We start from the raw sequence: 19627 nt of genomic DNA on the forward strand, positions 1-19627 counted from the left end.
CCGCCGGAACCGAGGCCCCCTTCCCCTCATTTCGCGCCCCAGGCGACGCGGAGATGAAGAACGGGCGGACGAACATCACTTTCCCGGCAATGGCCTGATGCCCGCCGCGCGACGGAGCCCCCGCCCGGGGAGACCGGGCGGGGGCTCGTCGTCGCGTGAACCGCGTCGCGTCGGGTGCGGATCTCGTGACCGCGTTCCGTCGGGTGCGGATCTCGTGACCGCGTTCCGTCGGGTGCGGACCTCGTCAGTACATTCCGTCGCGTACGGGCCTCAGGCCAGCAGCGCGGGGATCGTGCCCTCGTGGGCGTCCTTCAGCTCGGCCAGGGGCACGCTGAACTCGCCCTGGATCTCGATCGCCTCGCCGTCCACAACCCCGATCCGGGTCACGGGCAGCCCGCGCGCACCGCACATGTCGGTGAAGCGGAGCTCCTCGCTGCGCGGTACGGAGACGACCGCGCGCCCGGCGGACTCGCTGAACAGGAACGTGAACGCGTCCAGACCGTCCGGCACGACCAGCCGGGCGCCGTTCCCGCCGCGCAGGCAGGACTCGGTGACCGCCTGGATCAGACCGCCGTCGCTCAGATCGTGCGCCGCGTCGATCATTCCGTCGCGGGACGCCGAGATCAGGATCTCGCCGAGCAGTTTCTCCCGGTCCAGGTCCACGGCCGGCGGCAGCCCGCCGAGGTGGTCGTGGACGACCTGCGACCAGGCCGAGCCGCCGAACTCCTCGCGCGTCTCGCCCAGCAGATAGAGGAGCTGGCCCTCTTCCTTGAACGCGATCGGCGTACGGCGGTTGACGTCATCGATCACACCGAGCACCGCGACGACCGGCGTCGGGTGGATGGCCGTCTCACCGGTCTGGTTGTAGAGCGAGACATTGCCGCCGGTGACGGGCGTGCCCAGCTGGAGGCAGCCGTCCGCCAGACCGCGCGTGGCCTCCGCGAACTGCCACATGACCGCCGGGTCCTCGGGCGAACCGAAGTTCAGGCAGTCGGAGATGGCGAGCGGCCTGGCACCGGAGGCGGCGACATTGCGGTACGCCTCCGCCAGCGCGAGCTGCGCGCCCGTGTACGGGTCGAGCTTCGCGTACCGGCCGTTGCCGTCGGTCGCCATGGCCACGCCGAGGTTCGACTCCTCGTCGATCCGGACCATTCCGGCGTCCTCGGGCTGCGCGAGGACGGTGTTGCCCTGCACGAACCGGTCGTACTGGTCGGTGATCCACGCCTTCGACGCCTGGTTCGGCGACGCCACCAGCTTCAGCACCTGCTCGCGCAGCTCGGCCGAAGTGGCCGGGCGTGCCAGCTTGTTGGCGTCGTCCGCCTGGAGGGCGTCCTGCCAGTCGGGGCGCGCGTACGGCCGGTGGTAGACCGGGCCGTCATGGGCCACCGAGCGCGGCGGCACGTCGACGATCTGCTCGCCGTGCCAGAAGATCTCCAGCCGCTCGCCCTCGGTCACCTCACCGATGACGGTGGCGATGACGTCCCACTTCTCACAGATCTCCATGAAGCGGGCGACCTTGTCGGGCTCGACCACCGCGCACATGCGCTCCTGCGACTCGCTCATGAGGATCTCCTCGGGCGAGAGGGTCGCGTCACGCAGCGGCACGGTGTCCAGCTCGACCCGCATCCCGCCGGAACCGGCGGACGCCAGCTCGCTGGTGGCGCAGGAGAGCCCGGCGCCGCCGAGGTCCTGGATACCGGCGACGAGCTTCTCCCGGAAGATCTCCAGGGTGCACTCGATGAGGAGCTTCTCCTGGAACGGGTCGCCGACCTGGACGGCGGGGCGCTTGGCGGGCCCGGTCGACTCGAAGGTCTCGGAGGCGAGGACGGACACGCCGCCGATGCCGTCGCCGCCGGTGCGGGCGCCGTACAGGATCACCTTGTTGCCGGGGCCCGACGCCTTCGCGAGGTGGATGTCCTCGTGCTTCATCACGCCGATGCAGCCGGCGTTGACCAGCGGGTTGCCCTGGTAGCAGGCGTCGAAGACGACCTCGCCGCCGATGTTGGGCAGGCCCAGGCAGTTGCCGTAGCCACCGATGCCCGCGACGACGCCCGGCAGGACGCGCTTGGTGTCGGGGTGGTCGGCGGCGCCGAAGCGCAGCGGGTCCACGACGGCGACCGGGCGGGCGCCCATGGCGAGGATGTCGCGCACGATGCCGCCGACGCCGGTGGCCGCGCCCTGGTAGGGCTCGATGTACGACGGGTGGTTGTGGGACTCGACCTTGAACGTGACCGCGTACCCCTGGCCGACGTCCACGACGCCCGCGTTCTCGCCGATGCCGACGAGCATGGCGTCGTTGGCCGGGGCCTTCTCGCCGAACTGCTTGAGGTGCACCTTGCTGCTCTTGTACGAGCAGTGCTCCGACCACATGACGGAGTACATGGCCAGCTCGGCACCGGTGGGACGGCGGCCCAGGATCTCGCGGATCCGGGCGTACTCGTCCTCCTTGAGGCCGAGGTCCTTCCAGGGCTGCTCGGTCTCGGGCGTGCCGCTCGCGTGCTTGACCGTGTCGAGGGTCTTGATGGTCATCAGGCGCTTACCAGCTTCTTCAGGATCGAGGTGAAGAATCCCAGGCCGTCGGTACGGCCCGTACCGATCAGCGGCTCCACGGCGTGCTCGGGGTGCGGCATCAGGCCGACGACATTGCCCGCCGCGTTGGTGACTCCGGCGATGTCGCGCAGCGAACCGTTGGGGTTGCCGTCCAGATAGCGGAAGGCGACCCTGCCCTCGGCCTCCAGCTCGTCGAGCGTGCGCTCGTCGGCGACGTACCGGCCGTCGATGTTCTTGAGGGGTACGGAGATCTCCTGGCCGGCCTCGTAGTCGGCGGTCCAGGCGGTGTCCGCCGTCTCCACGCGCAGCTTCTGGTCGCGGCAGATGAAGTGCAGGTGGTTGTTCCTGAGCATCGCGCCGGGCAGCAGATGGGACTCGGTGAGGATCTGGAAGCCGTTGCAGATACCGAGGACCGGCAGACCAGCCTTCGCCTGCTCGATGATCGTCTCCATCACCGGGGAGAACCGGGAGATGGCGCCGGCCCGCAGATAGTCGCCGTAGCTGAAGCCACCGGCCAGCACGACGGCGTCGACCTGCTTGAGGTCCTTGTCGCGGTGCCAGAGGGAGACGGGCTCGGCCCCGGCGATCCGGACGGCGCGCAGGCTGTCCCGGTCGTCGAGCGTGCCGGGGAAGGTGACGACTCCGATACGGGACGTCACTTCGGCCCCTCGGCCTTCTCCGCGCTCCCGGCCTTCTCGGCCTTCTCGGCCTTCTCGGACTCGACCTTCACGATGAAGTCCTCGATGACGGTGTTGGCGAGGAAGGTCTCGGCCATCTCATGGATACGGGCGAGGGCGGCGTCGTCGACCGGCCCTGCCACCTCAAGCTCGAAGCGCTTTCCCTGGCGGACGTCGGCGATGCCCTCGAAGCCCAGGCGGGGCAGTGCGCGCTGCACCGCCTGGCCCTGCGGGTCGAGGATCTCCGGCTTGAGCATGACGTCGACTACGACGCGTGCCACTGGCACTCCCGGTGGTGTGGTGCGGCTGGTTCTCGCTGCTGTCTTCTCCAGGGAATCCCCCAGACCCCCCGAGCACACTCAGCGTACCCGGCCGCAAGATCTACGCGGGTAGATATGCCGTTTCGCAGATCACGCCGCGATTTCGGACCCGGCGACGGCGGGAAAAATCCAGGGAAAAAGTCACACCCCACCATTGCCTCGGGACACGCTGATGCAATTGGCTGGGCTTCACAATGCGACGCTTGCGGCTGTACAAAGGAATACAGAAGAAAGCAGCATTGCCCCATAACAGCCGGAAGGCCGGTATCGCCGCACGTCAGCCGTGTTTTCAGCAGGTGACGGGCGCGAGCGGTACCGCAGGAAAGGACCGATATCCGTGGCGCAGCGCGTAGTGGTCACGCTCTCCGACGACATCGACGGAGGAGAAGCGGCGGAAACGGTCACGTTCGGCCTGGACGGGAAGACGTACGAGATCGACCTCAATCCCGCCAATGCAAAGAAACTGCGCAAGGCCCTGGCGCCGTTCATGGCAGCAGGCCGAAAGCAGACAAACGCCAGCAAGCACGGCAAGTCTCGCACCACCTACCGGCACACCGCCCTCGCACCCGACCCGGCGGCGGTCCGCGCCTGGGCGCAGTCCCACAAGATGGAGGTGCCGGCCCGGGGCCGGATCCCCAAGCGGGTGTACGAGGCGTTCCGCGAAGCGAGTTGAGGCCGCGCCACCCGGCTCCGCGGGTCCGGCGCGGCGGCTCCGCGGGCCCGGCGCTGCCCGGTCCCGCGGACAGTGGGGCCCGCAGCGCACCGAGTTGCACAGCACCCCCATTGATCGGCTAGAGTTTGGACCACGCCGAGGGGCAAGGCCGAAAGGCCAAACCCCAAGCAGCGTGCGGGTGTAGTTCAGTAGTAGAACGCCCCCTTTCCAAGGGGGAGGCGCAGTGTGCAATTCCTGTCACCCGCTCCGCGTCGCTCTCCGGTCCACCGGGCCGATGGTCCAGTGGCTCTTTTGGATCAGGTAGAGTGGTGCTCGCGCCGGACTTCCGACGCACTGCGGACGTAGCTCAGTTGGTAGAGCGCAACCTTGCCAAGGTTGAGGTCGCCAGTTCGAACCTGGTCGTCCGCTCAGAAATGAAGGCCCCGGTCACATCGACCGGGGCCTTCTTCGTATATCCCCGATGCGTATCCCTGGGGGCGTATCCCCGCTACGTATCGCCGTTACGTATCCGGTCTACGTATCCGGTCTACGTAGACCGGCCACCTGTCCCGGGTGGCTGTCTCCGGGGCGCGTACCGGCGTATGTCCAGCGCGTGCGCAGCGCGTGTGCCAGCGTGCGCCCGGCATCCGATGACAAATGTCATCCGCCGCGATGACACCGCGCACTGCCGACCACACCGGTCCGACGGAAACCTCGAAGGCATGATGAACGACGCGGTAATCGAGGTGGAAGAGCTGAGGCGTACATACGCCGGTGGCTTCACAGCGGTGGACGGTGTCTCCTTCTCCGTGGCGCGCGGCGAGCTGTTCGCCCTGCTGGGGACGAACGGAGCGGGCAAAACGTCCACCCTGGAAATGCTGGAGGGCCTCGCGAGACCCAGCGGCGGCACGGTCCGGGTGTTCGGCCATGATCCGTACACCAAGCGGACGGCCGTCAGGCCCCGGATGGGAATGATGCTCCAGGAGGGCGGCTTCCCGTCCGATCTGACGGTCGCCGAGACCGTGGCCATGTGCGCCGGCTGCACCAGCGGGGCGCGGCCGACCCCGGAGGCGCTGGAGCTGGTGGGGCTCACCGAGCGCTCCGGCGTGCGCGTCAAGCAGCTCTCCGGCGGGGAGAAGCGGCGCCTGGATCTGGCGCTCGCGCTGCTCGGCCGGCCCGAGGTGCTCTTCCTCGACGAGCCGACGACCGGGCTGGACGCCGAAGGACGGCGCGACACCTGGGAGTTGGTCAGGGAGCTGCGGGACGGCGGCACCACCGTGCTGCTGACCACGCACTATCTGGAGGAGGCCGAGACCCTCGCCGACCGGCTGGCGATCATGCACCAGGGCCGGATCGATGTCACCGGCACCCCGGCCGAGGTGACCGCCACCCGGCCGGCCCGGATCCGCTTCGTGCTCCCCGAGGAGGTCCCCGCCGGACGGCTCCCGCTGTCCCTGCGGGCGGCGGCGAACGGTCAGGCGGTGGAGATCCGTACGCAGCGGCTCCAGCGGGATCTGAGCGAACTCCTCCGGTGGGCCGAGGAGTCCGGCGTGGAGCTGGGGGCGCTGGACGCGCGGTCCGCCTCCCTCGAAGAGGCCTTTCTCGACATCGCGGCCAGGACCGCGGAAACGGCGGGAACGGCGGGAACGGCGGGAACGGCGGGAACGGCGGGAACGGCGGGAATGGCGGGAGTCGCTGGTGCGGCGGGCGTCGCCGGTGCGGCGGGCGTCGCCGGTGCGGCGGGCGTCGCCGGTGCGGCGGGTACGGCGGCGGGCACGGCAGGAACGGCGAGAACGGTGGACGCACGATGAGCACGGTGAGCCGGCAGAAGACGGAGATCCCGCGGAGCGGGGACACCGACGTACGGACGACAACGACAGGAGACCGCCTCAAGGCGCTCGGCCGGGCCGAGTTCTCGCTGCTCGTACGGAACAGGACAGCGCTGTTCACCGCCCTGCTCGTGCCGCTGGGAATGATCGTCGCGATCAAGGAATCGCTCGGCAGGATCGACCTCGGCGGCACCGGGATCAGCGTCATCGAGGCGTCGATGACCGGCGGCATCGGCATGGTGCTGATCATGGCCGTCTACGGCAGCCTCACCGCCGCGTACACCGCGCGCCGCGAGGAACTGGTGCTCAAGCGGCTCCGCACGATGGAGGCGTCCGACCGGGAGATCCTGATCGGCACCGCGCTGCCGTCGGCCGGGCTGGCGTTCGCTCAGTCCGCCGTGATGATCGCCGCCGCGGTCGCGTTCCTCGACGTACGCGCCCCGCAGCAGCCGGTGGTGCTGGTCGGCGGACTGCTGATCGGGCTGGTGCTGCTCAGCGCGCTGGCGGCGGTGACCTCCGCCTTCACCCGTACCGTCGAGAGCGCTCAGATCACCAGCATGCCGCTGTTCATGATCTCGGTGGTCGGCTCGGGGCTGTTCGTGCCGCTGGAGGTGCTGCCCGAACGGATCGCCTCCATCTGCGAACTGCTGCCGATGACCGGGACCGTCACGCTGATCCGTGCGGGCTGGCTCGGCGGGGCGGAGGCGAACGACCTGCTCGGCGCGGCGCTGAGCGCCTTGGTTTGGACCATCCTCTCAGTGTTTGCTGTACAGCGATGGTTCCGCTGGGAGCCTCGTCGCTGAGACGCGGACACAGGCACCAGGACACCGAGGAAGGGCGCGATGTCCAGACTGACGGGCTGGTGGCACGGCTGGAGCACGCCGGCCAGGAGCAGCATGGCCAAGGTCGAGCTCTACACCCGCTGGACGTTCCACAGCTTCACGATCCTTGAGGTCGCCGCGATCGGCGTTCCGCGGCTCTTCGACGGGAGTGGAGGACAGCGCGGCGGCTGGCTGTTCCTGCTCGTCGTGGCACATTCCGCGCTGACGGGTGTGCTGCTTTCCACGGCCATGGACTGGCGCCTGGGCCAGCGTGAGCAGCCCGTACGGCTGATTCTGGGCGTTTCCGCGCTGACGGGCGGAGGCATCATCCTCCTGCTCGTGCTGGGGAGTACCGGCTCGATCCCACAGGACACGGCTTACGCGTATCTGCTGGTGGGATTCGCCGGCTTCGGTCTGGCGGCGATCACTCTCGGACTGCGCACGACGGCGCACAGGGTGTCCGCCGTGCTCGGTGCGGGGGTCGGCACGGCTGCCGTCAGTCTGCTGCTCGGGCTGGAGGGGTACAGCGCCGCCGCGAACGGGGTCGCGGTCCTTGCCACGGGTTCGGCTCTGGGCTTCTCCTGTGTCTTCTCGGCCTGGCTGGTCAACGTCGTCTGGGAGCTGAGCGAGGCGCGCGAGCTGCATACGCGGCTCGCGATCGCGGAGGAACGGCTGCGATTCGGGCGCGATCTGCACGATGTCATGGGCCGCAACCTCGCGGTGATCGCGCTGAAGAGCGAGCTGGCGGTTCAGCTGGCCGAGCGCGACCGGCCGGGGGCGGTGACCCAGATGACCGAAGTGCAGCAGATCGCGCAGGAGTCGCAGCGGGAGGTACGGGAGGTCGTACGCGGCTACCGGGAAGCGGATCTGCACACCGAACTGGAAGGAGCCCGGGGCGTGTTGAAAGCGGCGGGCATCGACTGCCGGATCAAGGGGGGCGATGTCGGCGGACTGTCCGCCGAGGTCCAGTCGGCTCTCGGGTGGGTGGTACGGGAGGCGACGACGAATGTGCTGCGGCACGGGGACGCCCGGCGATGCACCGTACGGCTGTCGCAGACCGGGGGGTCGGGGACCGGGGAGTCGGGGGTTGGCGGGTCGGGCAGCCGGGAGGTGGTGCTGACCGTGGAGAACGACGGGGTGCCGGCCGCCGGCGCCGGTACGCGGGCCGGGACAGGCTCCGGACCGGCCGGGAAGGACTCCGGGCTGTCGGGGACGGGCTCCGGGCTCGCCGGACTGCGGGAGAGGCTGGCCGCGCTGGACGGGACCCTTGAGGCGGGAAGCACCGGGGACGGCTGCTTCCTGCTGACGGCACGGGTGCCACTGCCACTGCCACAGCCACTGCCGCTGTCACCTCCGCTGCCACTGCCACTGCCGCGGACGGACACCGGGCATGACCGCCCCTTCCCCGAGGGGGGCGGCGCGGCCGATGACGCCAATGAGTCCGACGCGAGCCGTGTGACCCGCGTGCTTGATGTGCCTGAGGTGCCTGATGTGCCTGACGTGACCGATGAAGCCGGCGAGACCCGGACGGCGAGGAAGTAGCGGTATGAGTCCTGTTCGCGTACTGCTCGCCGACGATGAGCATTTGATCCGCGGTGCGCTCGCCGCGCTGCTCGCGCTCGAAGACGATCTGATCGTGGTCGCCGAGGCGGCCTCCGGCCCCGAAGCCCTCGCGATGGCACGGGCCCACCGGCCCGATGTGGCCGTACTCGATCTCCAGATGCCGGGCGCGGACGGTGTGAAAGTCGCCACATCGCTCCGTACCGAACTGCCCGGCTGCCGGACGATGATCGTGACGAGCCATGGCCGCCCCGGCCATCTGAAACGGGCACTGGCCGCGGGCGTACGGGGCTTCGTCCCGAAGACGATGAGCGCGCGGAATCTCGCCGAGATCATCCGTACCGTCCACGCCGGGAACCGTTTCGTCGACCCCGAGTTGGCGGCGGACGCGATCTCGGCCGGGGACTCGCCGCTGACCGCGCGGGAGGCCGAGGTCCTGGAGCTGGCGGCGGACGGGGCGCCGATCGCGGAGGTCGCGGAGCGGGCGTCGCTGTCGCAGGGGACCGTGCGGAACTATCTGTCGTCGGCCGCCTCCAAACTGGGGGCGGAGAACCGGCATACGGCAGTGCGTCTCGCACGCGAGCGAGGTTGGGTATAGTGGTCTCCGCGCCACGACGCATGCGGACGTAGCTCAGTTGGTAGAGCGCAACCTTGCCAAGGTTGAGGTCGCCAGTTCGAACCTGGTCGTCCGCTCAGCGTAGAAGCCCCCCGGCCGGATCGGTCGGGGGGCTTCTTGGTGTCCGGACCGGATTCTGCGGCCGGCTTGTGCGGCCGGGTTCTGTATTCCGGTCGTGTCTTCCGGCCGCCGCTCGTACGGGGTGGGCTCAGCGCCAGCTGAGGCCGGTGAGGAGTTCGTACGCCTCCACGTACTTCGCGCGGGTCGCGTCGACGATCTCCTGCGGCAGCGGGGGCGGCGGCTGCTCGCTCCCGCGGTCCCAGCCGGAGGCCGGGGAGGTCAGCCAGTCGCGTACGTACTGCTTGTCGTACGACGGCTGCGGACGGCCCGGCTCCCAGCCGGCGGCCGGCCAGAAACGCGAGGAGTCGGGGGTCAGCACCTCGTCGGCGATCACCAGCCGCTCGCCGTCGAAGCCGAACTCGAACTTGGTGTCGGCGAGGATGATCCCCCGGTCGCGGGCGATGTCCCGGGCCCGGCCGTAGACGTCGAGGGTCGTCCGGCGGAGCAGGGCCGCGATCTCCGCGCCGACCTGGTGGGCCACTTCCTCGTACGGGACGTTCTCGTCATGGTCGCCGACGGCCGCCTTGGTGGCGGGCGTGAAGATCGGACCGGGCAGCTCGGAGCCGTCCATGAGGCCCTCGGGGAGGGCGAGCCCGCAGACGGTGCGGGACTCCTTGTACTCCGCGAGGCCCGAGCCGGTCAGATAGCCACGGGCGACGCACTCCACCGGGACCATCCGGAGCGAGCGGCAGACGAGGGTGCGGCCTGCCCAGTCGGCGGGGGCGCCCGCGGGGAGGTCGGTCGAGATCACATGGTTGGGCACGAGGTCGACGAGCTTCTCGAACCACCAGAGCGAGAGCTGGGTGAGTACCCGGCCCTTGTCGGGGATTTCCGTGGGCAGCACCCAGTCGTACGCGGACAAACGGTCACTGGCGACCATCACGAGGTCGCCCGCCTCGTTCCGGTACAGATCCCGCACCTTGCCGGTGTGGATGTGCACCAGACCCGGCACCTCTGCGGGCTCGGGCTTTTCTACGAATCCGGACACGGTTCCTCCCCGTGGTTCTGTCCGATCTGAGAGATCGCGTCGATTCTCCCGTATGCCGGAAGTCCCAGCTCGCACGGGTGCCGCGCGCCGTGCCCCCAGGTCCTGGTGCTCGGGCCTGACGCCCGGTCCCGGCGTTCAGTCCGGCGGTCAGCCGCAGCGTTCCAGTCCCGGCGGTCAGTCCCGGCGGTCAGTCCCGTTTGCAGATCCGGTCCAGGAGGTTGGCGGTCGCGCGCTGGATACGGGGATCGATATGACCCGGCCGGTCCAGCGCCGGGGACCAGGCGAAGGTCCCCGACGCGAAGACGAGTGCGCCGGAAGGGGCACGGTAGAGCGAGGTCTCCTGGTGGCGCCGACTGTTGTCGAGATCGCGGTACGGGGAGTGCGCGAGCAGGATCCGGTCCTGGTGCTCGGGGAGTGCGGTACGCGGGAAGTAACGGTCCGCCTCACCCGCGACCAGGCCGTCGATCTCGTCGCCCTCCGTCGCGCCGGTGGCTTCCCAGAGCCAGTGATCGGCGTTCCTTACGACCAGGGGGCGCGGCTCGGGGACCCGGCCCGCGTACTGGATGCCGAGCAGTTCCTGTTCCGGCCGGTCCACCTCGCGCCAGAGCGCGGGACGGCCTGGGCCACGGCGCTTGCGGCAGGTGAGCAGGCGGTCGGGGACGCCGGAGGCCGAGGGGCCCAACTCCACCTGCCAGTACATGGTGTTGGCGGAGAGGAAGACGAGTGAGGTGCCGCCGTCGCGCGCGGCCTCGACGGTCCGGCGCATGGGGACGGACCAGTACTCGTCATGGCCGGGGAAGACCAGGCCCCGGTAGCGGCTGGGGTCGACGCGGCCCGCGTGCAGATCGCGGGTGTCGGCGTAGGCGAGGTCGTAGCCGTACCGCTCGGCCCAGCGGATGAAGTCGTAGGCGTGGCCGACATGGAGGGGGAGCCCCGCGCCCGCGTAAGGGCGGTCGAAGGAGACCGTCATGGCGGCGTCCTGCTCGCCGAGGAGCCGGCCCTGCTCGTCCCACGCGTGGTAGAGGCTGGCGCCGGTGTGGCCGTCCTCGGGGTAGAGGTTGTAGGCCTGCCAGGTGATGTCGGGGAGGAGCAGGAGCAGATCGGCGGGGTGGCTGTCGCGGACCGTGAAGGGGATGTGGGAGCGGTAGCCGTCGGCTGTGGTGAGGACGGCTACATAGGCACCGAGGGCCCAGAAGTCTGGGATCTGGAGCCGCCAGGACAGCCACCAGTGATGGCAGGAGACGGTGCGGTCGGCGGCGAGCGGGGGCGGCTGGACGATCCCGGAGAGCCGGGGGCTGGTGATGATCTTGCGGGCGCCGTCACCGCCGTAGTGCCCGATCCGGTAGATGTCGACCGAGAACTGCTGCGGCGGGTCGACGGTGACATGGAAGTCGATGGCCTCGCCGGGGGCGACGGCGCCGGTGGACGCGAAGCCCTTGATCTGGCGGCGTACGTCGTCGGCGGTACGGGTGCCACCGCTGCCGGCGCTGCCGCCGTGGTGACCGTGACCGTTTCCGCGTCCGTGTCCGTGTCCGTTACCGGCGTGGTTGCCCTGGCTGCCGCTGCCCAGATGCGGATCGGCGTACCAGGGCACGACATGGCCGGTGTCGTCGAAGTAGTTCTCGCTGCCGCGCAGCCAGGGCAGCGGGCCCTGGCCGAAGGGATCGCTGACCGCGTGGGCGAGCGCGCCCGATTCCCACCGCCGGATCTGGTCCGCCCCCATGGTGCGCCCCTCCTCCGAGCCCCCGCGCCATCAGGTGGCACGACCGTTGACAAATGCGCCGACGCGAGCACCGACGCGCCGGTGATACGACCGTTTATCCGGCCGGTGAAGCGGTCGGGTGTAAGCGGCGACCCCCAGCACATCACATTACGCACGCGCTCCGTCACCGTTCGTTGCGAATTAACCTTAAAGGAAGGCGACAATCGGGATTCACGGTGTGATAAAGGGTGAGCCGCGATCGCGGGTCGGGTGGGCGGCACCGGGCCCAGCGCCCACCGGCGCCGGGCGGTGTGTGGCGTTATATGGCGGGGCTCACACCAGGCGCACGGGCTTCTCGGCCCGTACGCCGAGCGACGTCAGCCAGGAACGGAGCGGCTCGGCGTCGCCGCCCTCGACCAGGCTGAGGACGCGCCCGCCCAGATCCGCGCGGCGCTCGCCGTCGACGAGGAGGGCCGGGCCGTCGAGCCAGTCGAGGCCGGGCACGGCACCCGCCGTATCGACGGCGGAGCAGCAGACCATCGCCGTGACATGGTCGGCGAGCAGCTCACGGCCGCTGCGGGGCGGCTGGAGCGGGAAGAGGGGCAGCGGGTCGGTGCCCCAGAGCGCGAGGGCATCGCTCGCGGCCTCGGCCGGGACGGCCGGTGCGGCCGCCGCCTCTTCGCGGGCCAGCTCCGCGCTGATGCCGGCGGCCAGGGCGTCGCCGGCGTCGATGGCCTCGCTGTTCTTGCTCGTGTTGCTCGTCTTGCTTGTGTTGCTTGTGTTGCTTGTCTTGCTCGTGTTGTTGGCCTGTCTCGTGCCTTCGACGGCACTGGTACCGCTGGAGCCACCACTGCCACCGCTGCCACCACTTCCACCACTGCCACTGACGTGACGGGTATCGCTGGTGGCGTCTGTCCCGGCGTCGTGCCGGGACAGGTGGTCGATGACCCGCTCCAGGGTCGGGCCGGGCGTCAGGGCGGAGCCCGCGGGGTCGGCGGAGCGCCGTACCCCCATGGCGTCGAGGACGCGGTGCAGCCGCGCCGCTTCCGTACGCCACTTACGGTCGACGACCTCCTCCGGATACTGCTGCCAGTCCACCGGGGACCAGTCCGGGCCGGCTTCGGCCGGGCCACCGTGGAAGAGGCGGGCGGCCAGCAGCGAGGCCGCCTCGTCGACCAGGCCCGGTTCTTCGAGCAGATCGCAGGCGGGGCGCTCGCCGAGCCGGGACGCGAAGCCCTCGGCGAGACGGTCGCGACGGGACAGCTCCGTGAGCGCGGACACCACGCCGGCGTCCAGCCGGGACGGCCAGCGGCCCATCCGCCACGCGGGCAGCGCGACCCTGGTCAGCAGCCGGTCCCAGCCCGCGTACGCGAGGCCCACCTGCTCCTGGGCGACGATCCGCAGACCGTAGTCCACAGCCTGTGCACGCTCGGAGGCGGCCGCCGCGACACCGCGCTCCATCAGCGCGGCATGCTCGCCGCAGCCGCGCAGCAGCAGCTTGGCGACCCGGCCGACAAAGCCCAGCGCCACTCGGCGTATCGGTCCCAGCCCAGGCCGGGACGCGACGGCGACCGCCGCGTCCAGCCCCCGGACGAACCGGCGGGCCGCGGCTATGTCCGGATGCGCCGAAGGTCCCGTACCCGCCACGACAGGGGCGAGCACGGCCCGCAGCTCGGCGACCCGCATCCACCAGAGGAAGGGCGAACCGATCACCAGGACGGGGGCGGCGGCGATCCGCCGGGCGGCGATCCGACGGCCGCCGCCGAAGCCGGACAGCGCGCTCGGGTGCGTATACGCGTCCGCGTGCGTATCCGAGAGCGCCTCGGCGTGCGCCGGATGCGTACGGTCCTCCAGCCAGCTGTCGCAGTCCGGGGTCAGGGCTATGGCGGAGGGCGCCGGCACGTCGAGCCGCTCAGCGAGATCGCGCACCAGCCGGTAGAGATCGGGCGCGGCCTTCTCGCTGACCGGGACCGTCGGGCTGAGAGCGGGCCTGGCGCGGGCGATCACGGCGGCGACGGCGCCCGCGAGCAGCAGCACGACGAGCGCGAAGCCCGTCACGGCCCAGCGCGCGATGTCCCAGCCTCCGCCGCTGATGCGGCCCGTGGCCCCGCCGACGAGCAGTACGACGGCGACGGCGGCGGGCAGCAGCGCCACGCCCAGCGCCCTGCTGCGGATGCGCAGCACCGCGAGAGCCCGTACACGGGCGCCCTGAGCACCCATCTCCTCACCGATACCGGAACCGGACATGGTCGGACCTCACCCCCTCTGCCCTGCGGCCTGCGTTGCTCACTCCCCCACTGTGGCACCCGTCACTGACATCGCAATGCCGGTGGGCCAAGTGCCGGAACGCCTGCGCCGCACCCTAGTTGGACCCTGGAGACCCGTCATCCGGATGGCCCAACGGTCACTCGATGGAATGGCCTTGGGTAAAGCTGCTGACGCGCGGGGATGCGGCGAGGGGGTACGCCGTGACAGCCCCGCCCCCGCCCCGGGCGAGCCGGGACGGGGGCGGAGTGAAGTGAAGTGAGGTGAGGTGAGGTGAGGTGAGGTGAGGTGAGGCGCGGGCCGGGGCGCGGGCCGAAGCGGGCCAGGGCTGACGGCGCCCGGGATCAGGCTCCCGTGGTCTCCACACCCTCGACGACCGTGACGTTCTCCGCGTTCTCCGCGTGCGCCGCGCTCTCAGCCTTCTCGGCGTTCTCCGCGGCCTCGCGGGCGATGTCCGTACGGTGCTGGGAGCCCGCCAGCCGGATACGGCGCAGCGCCGTGTACGCGCGCTCCCTCGCCTGCGTCAGGTTCTTGCCCGTGGCCGTCACCGACAGCACGCGGCCACCGGCGCTCACGACCGTATCCGTGTCGCCGTCACGCCGGGTGCCGGCGTGCAGGACGTACGCGTCGGGGGCATCCTGTGCCGCGATCTCGCCGAGACCCTCGATCGGGTCGCCGGTGCGCGGGGTGTCCGGGTAGTTGTGCGAGGCGACGACCACCGTGACCGCCGCGTCGTCGCGCCAGGTCAGCGGGGGCAGCGTGGCGAGGTCTCCCTCCGCCGCCGCCAGCAGGACGCGCGCCAGCGGCGTCTTGAGCCTGGCCAGGACCACCTGCGTCTCCGGGTCGCCGAAGCGTGCGTTGAACTCGATGACCCGCACGCCGCGTCCGGTGATCGCGAGGCCCGCGTACAGCAGCCCCGAGAAGGGCGTACCGCGGCGGTGCAGTTCGTTGACCGTCGGCTGGAGAACGGTCTCCAGGACCTCGTCCACCAGCTTGGGGTCGGCCCACGGGAGCGGGGAGTACGCGCCCATGCCGCCCGTGTTGGGGCCCTCGTCGTTGTCGAGGGCGCGCTTGAAGTCCTGCGCGGGCTGGAGCGGAAGGACCGTCTCTCCGTCGGTGATGGCGAAGAGAGAGACCTCGGGGCCGTCGAGGAACTCCTCGATGACGACGCGGTCGCAGCCGAGCGCGTGCTCGCGCGCCACGGCGAGATCCGCGGTCACGACGACGCCCTTCCCGGCGGCCAGACCGTCGTCCTTGACGACGTACGGCGGGCCGAAGGCGTCCAGCGCTTCGTCGATCTGCTCGGGGGTGGTGCAGACGTAGCTACGGGCCGTCGGAACGTTCGCCGCCGCCATCACATCCTTGGCGAAGGCCTTGGAACCCTCCAGCTCGGCCGCCTCCTGGGACGGGCCGAAGCAGGGGATGCCCGCGCTCCGTACGGCGTCGGCGACCCCGGCCACCAGCGGGGCCTCGGGCCCGACGATGACGAGCCCGGCCTCCAGCTCGGTGGCGAGGGCGGCCACGGCCGTACCGTCCAGCGCGTCCACCGGGTGCAGCTCGGCGATCTCGGCGATGCCGGCGTTGCCGGGCGCGCAGTGCAGAGCGGTGACCTCGGGGTCGAGGGAGAGAGAGCGGCACAGGGCGTGTTCGCGGGCGCCGCCGCCGATGACAAGGACCTTCACGAGGGGCAGCCTAGCCCGGACAGGGCGCCGCTCCGTGTGCGGCCCGTGGCCGAGCCTTGGACGGGCCGCCGAATGACGGACCGCTATTCGTTTGTGTATTCCTCCACGACCGTCGCCCCCAGCTCCCGCACGATCAGTTCATGGCCGGAGAGCGCGGAGTCGACGAGGTCCGGATCGTCCTCCTCCGGAATGTCGTCCTCCGGTGCCACCGGCGGTTTGGCGGGCGCGACGGGTCTGTTGTCGTGCCGGTCCGAGCGGTCGGGTCCGTTCTGGCCGTTCTGGCCGTTCTGGCGCTGCGACTCGGCCCGCGCCGTACCGGAACCGGCCGCGGACTGGGACGCGGGGGCGGATGACGACTGCGAAGCGTGCGCGGGCTGGGCGGGGCGCTGTGCCTGCGAGGTGGCCGGGGCGGCGTTCGAGGCGGAGGGGGCACCTCCGTATCCGCCGCCGCTCCCGGCTCCGCCACCGCCTCCGTACGCCCCCCCGCCGGTGGCGCCGGGCGTGCCCGCGCCGCCCGTACCTCCGCCGTAGCCGCCGCCCACGCCATAGCCGCCACCGGGGCCGGGGCCGCCGTAACCGCCACCGCCTCCTCCGCCTCCGCTCGCCGGGGGCGCGGCGGTGCCGCCCGACGGGTCGACGATCGCCTCGATCTTCCACTGCACATGGAACTGCTCGGAGAGCGCCTGCTTGAGCACGTCCTCGCTGCCGCTGCTCGTGAAGTTGTCACGGGCGCCCGCGTTGATGAAGCCGACCTGGAGCGTCGTGCCGTCGAACCCCGCGACCTGCGCGTTCTGGCTGAGCAGGATCCAGGTGAAGCGCCGGCGGTTCTTCACCGCCTCCAGGATGTCCGGCCACATGTTCCGCACCTGGCCGGCGCCCTGCGTCATACCGGGGGCCGGCGCGGCGGCAGCGGCAGCGGCAGCGGGCTGAGGAGCGGCGGCCGGCGGGGACGCGGGACCCGACGCCGGTGCGCCCGCTGGTCCCTGTCCTTGCCCTTGGCCCTGTCCCTGTCCCTGTCCAGGGGTCGACGCGGTGGGCCAGCCGCCGGGACGGCGCCCCCCGGTCTCGGGCGTGGCGGCGGAGGGCCAGGCACCGGGCCGCTGCGGCTCGGCGGCGGGGCCGGGCGCCGGCGTGTGCGCGGCAGGCTGCGGAGCGCCGGGCTCCGGTACGGCCCGCGGCATGGCAGGGGCCTGCGGCATGGCCGGTGGTACGGGCGCGGACGGGGGCGCGGCCGGTCCTGGCATCGCGGACGGTACGGGCGGCACGGGCGCGTGCGCCTCGGGCCCGGGGACGTACCCCGTCGCGGGACCGGGGCCTCCGGCCGAGAACGCGGCCCCCGCGGTCGAGGCGGCGGCGGCCGCCCCCCGCTCCAGCCGGTCGAGCCGCGCCTGGACCGACCGCTCGTCGTCGAAGGCCGCGGGCAGCAGCACCCGCGCGCAGATCAGCTCCAGCTGAAGCCGGGGCGAGGTGGCCCCGCGCATTTCCGTGAGCCCGGTGTTGACCAGGTCGGCCGCCCGGCTCAGCTCGGCCGCCCCGAAGACCGACGCCTGGGCCTGCATCCGCTCCACGACATCGGCGGGAGCGTCGATCAGCCCCTTCTCCCCGGCATCCGGCACGGCGGCCAGAATGACGAGGTCCCGCAGCCGCTCCAGAAGATCGGCGACAAAGCGCCGCGGGTCGTTTCCGCCCTCGATGACCTGCTCCACGACCTCGAACGCCGCGGCCCCGTCCCCCGCCGCGAACGCGTCCATCACCGCGTCGAGCAGCGACCCGTCCGTATAACCGAGCAAGGCCGTCGCCATGGCGTACGTCACACCGTCCTCGGCGGCGCCCGCGAGCAACTGGTCCATGACGGACATCGAGTCACGCACGGACCCGCCACCAGCCCGTACGACCAGCGGCAACACCCCGTCCGCGACCGGGATCCGCTCCTTGCCGCACACCTCGCCGAGATAGTCGCGCAGCGTCCCCGGCGGGACCAGCCGGAACGGATAGTGGTGCGTACGCGACCTGATCGTGCCGATGACCTTCTCGGGCTCGGTGGTCGCGAAGATGAACTTGAGATGCTCCGGCGGCTCCTCGACCACCTTCAGCAGGGCGTTGAACCCCGCCGAGGTGACCATGTGCGCCTCGTCGATGATGTAGATCTTGTAACGACTGCTCGCGGGCCCGAAGAACGCCTTCTCCCGAAGATCACGGGCATCGTCCACGCCGCCGTGCGACGCGGCGTCGATCTCGATCACATCGATCGACCCCGGCCCGTTCCTGGCCAGGTCCTTGCAGGACTGGCACTCACCGCACGGTGTCGGCGTCGGCCCCTGCTCACAGTTCAGACAGCGCGCGAGGATGCGCGCACTGGTCGTCTTCCCACAGCCACGCGGCCCGCTGAACAGGTACGCATGATTGACCCGGTTGTTCCGCAGGGCCTGCTGCAGCGGGTCAGTGACATGCTCCTGCCCGATGACCTCGGCGAATGACTCGGGGCGATAACGGCGGTACAGCGCAAGGGACGACACACCTACGACGATATCCGCCCCCTACGACAAAGCCCCCCGACCACCACCCCCAACGCAAGCGCCCCCCACGCACCCGCCAGAGCCAACCTACCCTTGCTGCCTTCCGGCCCTGGGGGAGTTCAGTCAGATAGCGCCACGTGAGGGGCTCCGCACACAGTACCCGATCCCGGAGGCCCGGATCGAGTTCGCGAGCACTCCCCGGCGTCTTGTATTGTTTGCCGCGGAGGATTCGCCTAGTGGCCTAGGGCGCACGCTTGGAAAGCGTGTTGGGGGCAACCCCTCACGAGTTCGAATCTCGTATCCTCCGCCATTGCTCTCACCGGGCAATACGACGAAGGCCCTGACCAGTCTCGACTGGTCAGGGCCTTCTTCGCGTGCGGGTCCGGGACAAGGCGCGGAGCTTCATGCGGCGGCGACGCGGTGAGCCGTTCGTGATCTTCTGTCTCAGTCTTCGTCTCAGCCGAGGTCCGAGGGCCCCTCGTACGAGTCGGCTCCGCTGTCTTCGCCAGCCTCCGGCTCGGGGCCCCGGAGCGCTTCACCGACCTGCTGCGCTAGGACGTACCCCTTCGCCTCCCCCAGCTCACCGGCTTGCTTCTTCTCTCGTGCCTGTTCTCCTATGTGCTTGCGGAGCAACTTGATGAGCGGGCTCAAGAGTCCGATGGTCCGACGGCCGGCACGGGACGTGGTCTTCCTGCACTCGCGGCGGATCTGCCTGCGCTCCGGGCAGTAGCGGCCCAGAAGGTCGTCCATCCCCCTGCCTGGCAAAATCACCTGAACAACGGCGGTGAGGTGGGGGATGTTCGGTGGTCAACCAGTTGCGTGTCGGTGAGGTGTTGCGGTCCTCGCAGAACAGGGACCCGTCCATCGAAGTCATGGGCGGCTACCCGAACATCCACCACCTCACAGCTTCACAGGTCCTCGCTCCGATACAGCTGAGCAAGGGCATCAACCCGATTGCCGAAGTCAAGGTCACACCGGGCGTGCGGCGACCGGCGATCCTCATACGTTCGAGCCCGTGGAAGGCCGGCTCTGTCGAGACGCCCTGGCACGACGAGTTCGATCTAGGAAACGGGCGCGTTGCCTACTTTGGGGATCATCGCGTCGATCACACCGTTCCGGTGGGCGAGACGCAGGACGCGGTGCTACTGAAGGCATGGACGAGCCATCGAGCGACGACCGTGCACGAGCGGACCTTGGCTGCGCCGCTGCTCGTCTTCGCAACGGTCACGCGCAACAAGACTCCCAAGGGATACGTGAAGTTCTGCGGCTAGGCGGTCATCAAGGACGTCGAAGAGATCGAGCAGAGCGACAAGGGGCGGACGTTCCCGA

14 protein-coding genes, 4 tRNA genes, 1 other RNA gene and 1 pseudogene are annotated in these 19627 nt (G+C 70.4%); 10 read left to right on the forward strand and 10 right to left on the reverse strand.

What is annotated here, in order from left to right; genetic code table 11:
* Positions 1-270 precede the first annotated feature (270 nt).
* The 3 genes from purL to purS are packed head-to-tail and all read right to left on the reverse strand — an operon-like array spanning position 271 to position 3508.
* A complete protein-coding gene (gene purL / locus ACZ7LS_RS22880) occupies positions 271-2529 on the reverse strand; it encodes a phosphoribosylformylglycinamidine synthase subunit PurL (RefSeq protein ID WP_382669675.1) in 2259 nt (752 codons plus the stop codon).
* Positions 2529-3209 carry a phosphoribosylformylglycinamidine synthase subunit PurQ gene (gene purQ / locus ACZ7LS_RS22885; RefSeq protein WP_382527097.1) on the reverse strand — a complete coding sequence of 227 codons (681 nt, stop codon included), beginning with the start codon at positions 3207-3209 and terminating at the stop codon, positions 2529-2531. Before purQ ends, purL begins: the two co-directional genes overlap by 1 nt.
* Complete coding sequence (gene purS, locus ACZ7LS_RS22890) at positions 3206-3508, reverse strand: phosphoribosylformylglycinamidine synthase subunit PurS (RefSeq protein WP_382527094.1); 303 nt, start codon at positions 3506-3508, stop codon at positions 3206-3208. The genes purQ and purS overlap by 4 nt, the downstream gene beginning before the upstream one ends.
* Before the next feature lie 376 nt (positions 3509-3884).
* On the opposite strand from purS, the gene ACZ7LS_RS22895 reads away from it, so the two are divergent.
* The 8 genes from ACZ7LS_RS22895 to ACZ7LS_RS22930 all read left to right on the forward strand — a co-directional run bounded on the left by ACZ7LS_RS22895 (position 3885) and on the right by ACZ7LS_RS22930 (position 9102).
* The gene (locus tag ACZ7LS_RS22895) at positions 3885-4220 is read left to right on the forward strand and encodes a histone-like nucleoid-structuring protein Lsr2 (RefSeq protein WP_129769933.1); all 336 of its coding nucleotides are present in this window, start codon (positions 3885-3887) and stop codon (positions 4218-4220) included.
* Between the two features lie 174 nt (positions 4221-4394).
* Positions 4395-4466 (forward strand) — tRNA-Gly (locus tag ACZ7LS_RS22900).
* Positions 4467-4555: 89 nt separating this feature from the next.
* Positions 4556-4628: transfer RNA gene (locus ACZ7LS_RS22905), tRNA-Gly, on the forward strand.
* Between the two features lie 293 nt (positions 4629-4921).
* Complete coding sequence (locus ACZ7LS_RS22910) at positions 4922-6010, forward strand: ABC transporter ATP-binding protein (protein ID WP_385130623.1); 1089 nt, start codon at positions 4922-4924, stop codon at positions 6008-6010.
* A complete protein-coding gene (locus ACZ7LS_RS22915; protein WP_385130625.1) occupies positions 6007-6831 on the forward strand; it encodes an ABC transporter permease in 825 nt (274 codons plus the stop codon). Before ACZ7LS_RS22910 ends, ACZ7LS_RS22915 begins: the two co-directional genes overlap by 4 nt.
* Before the next feature lie 39 nt (positions 6832-6870).
* A complete protein-coding gene (locus ACZ7LS_RS22920) occupies positions 6871-8391 on the forward strand; it encodes a histidine kinase (protein ID WP_385130627.1) in 1521 nt (506 codons plus the stop codon).
* 4 nt (positions 8392-8395) lie between these two features.
* Positions 8396-9007, forward strand: coding sequence for a response regulator (locus tag ACZ7LS_RS22925; protein WP_382527084.1), 612 nt, complete (start codon positions 8396-8398; stop codon positions 9005-9007).
* A 22-nt stretch (positions 9008-9029) separates the two neighbouring features.
* Positions 9030-9102: transfer RNA gene (locus ACZ7LS_RS22930), tRNA-Gly, on the forward strand.
* A gap of 131 nt (positions 9103-9233) precedes the next feature.
* Here ACZ7LS_RS22930 and ACZ7LS_RS22935 read toward each other — a convergent pair.
* The 6 genes and pseudogenes from ACZ7LS_RS22935 to ffs form a co-directional block, all read right to left on the reverse strand.
* The gene (locus tag ACZ7LS_RS22935) at positions 9234-10133 is read right to left on the reverse strand and encodes a phosphoribosylaminoimidazolesuccinocarboxamide synthase (RefSeq protein ID WP_385130630.1); all 900 of its coding nucleotides are present in this window, start codon (positions 10131-10133) and stop codon (positions 9234-9236) included.
* A gap of 187 nt (positions 10134-10320) precedes the next feature.
* Entirely contained in the window at positions 10321-11856 is a 1536-nt protein-coding gene (locus ACZ7LS_RS22940; RefSeq protein ID WP_385130632.1) for a N,N-dimethylformamidase beta subunit family domain-containing protein, read from the reverse strand.
* A gap of 312 nt (positions 11857-12168) precedes the next feature.
* Entirely contained in the window at positions 12169-14082 is a 1914-nt protein-coding gene (locus ACZ7LS_RS22945; RefSeq protein ID WP_385130635.1) for a M48 family metalloprotease, read from the reverse strand.
* 449 nt (positions 14083-14531) lie between these two features.
* A pseudogene (gene purD / locus ACZ7LS_RS22950) lies at positions 14532-15782 on the reverse strand (phosphoribosylamine--glycine ligase); the annotation flags it as partial.
* An 83-nt stretch (positions 15783-15865) separates the two neighbouring features.
* Positions 15866-18298, reverse strand: coding sequence for a DNA polymerase III subunit gamma and tau (locus ACZ7LS_RS22955; protein ID WP_385130638.1), 2433 nt, complete (start codon positions 18296-18298; stop codon positions 15866-15868).
* 51 nt (positions 18299-18349) lie between these two features.
* Positions 18350-18448, reverse strand: an RNA gene (ffs, locus tag ACZ7LS_RS22960) — signal recognition particle sRNA small type.
* Between the two features lie 72 nt (positions 18449-18520).
* Between ffs and ACZ7LS_RS22965 the strand changes: the two genes are divergently transcribed.
* Positions 18521-18608, forward strand: a tRNA-Ser gene (locus tag ACZ7LS_RS22965).
* A 146-nt stretch (positions 18609-18754) separates the two neighbouring features.
* On the opposite strand, the gene ACZ7LS_RS22970 is transcribed toward ACZ7LS_RS22965, so the two are convergent.
* Positions 18755-19048 (reverse strand): hypothetical protein, encoded by a 294-nt coding sequence (locus ACZ7LS_RS22970; protein ID WP_385130641.1) that lies wholly within the window; start codon positions 19046-19048, stop codon positions 18755-18757.
* Positions 19049-19101: 53 nt separating this feature from the next.
* Between ACZ7LS_RS22970 and ACZ7LS_RS22975 the strand changes: the two genes are divergently transcribed.
* Positions 19102-19569, forward strand: a complete 468-nt coding sequence (locus tag ACZ7LS_RS22975; protein WP_385130644.1) for a hypothetical protein — start codon at positions 19102-19104, stop codon at positions 19567-19569.
* Positions 19570-19627 lie beyond the last annotated feature (58 nt).

The sequence above is a fragment of the Streptomyces sp. NPDC039430 genome, from assembly GCF_055639435.1.

What these genes read in the sequence shown, in the direction of transcription:
- ACZ7LS_RS22970 (WP_385130641.1), bottom strand. Translation starts at nt 19,048, where the DNA reads ATGGACGACCTTCTGGGCCGCTACTGCCCGGAGCGCAGGCAGATCCGC.
- ACZ7LS_RS22925 (WP_382527084.1), top strand. Translation starts at nt 8,396, where the DNA reads ATGAGTCCTGTTCGCGTACTGCTCGCCGACGATGAGCATTTGATCCGC.
- ACZ7LS_RS22945 (WP_385130635.1), bottom strand. Translation starts at nt 14,082, where the DNA reads ATGTCCGGTTCCGGTATCGGTGAGGAGATGGGTGCTCAGGGCGCCCGT.
- ACZ7LS_RS22920 (WP_385130627.1), top strand. Translation starts at nt 6,871, where the DNA reads ATGTCCAGACTGACGGGCTGGTGGCACGGCTGGAGCACGCCGGCCAGG.
- ACZ7LS_RS22915 (WP_385130625.1), top strand. Translation starts at nt 6,007, where the DNA reads ATGAGCACGGTGAGCCGGCAGAAGACGGAGATCCCGCGGAGCGGGGAC.
- purL (WP_382669675.1), bottom strand. Translation starts at nt 2,529, where the DNA reads ATGACCATCAAGACCCTCGACACGGTCAAGCACGCGAGCGGCACGCCC.
- ACZ7LS_RS22940 (WP_385130632.1), bottom strand. Translation starts at nt 11,856, where the DNA reads ATGGGGGCGGACCAGATCCGGCGGTGGGAATCGGGCGCGCTCGCCCAC.
- ACZ7LS_RS22910 (WP_385130623.1), top strand. Translation starts at nt 4,922, where the DNA reads ATGATGAACGACGCGGTAATCGAGGTGGAAGAGCTGAGGCGTACATAC.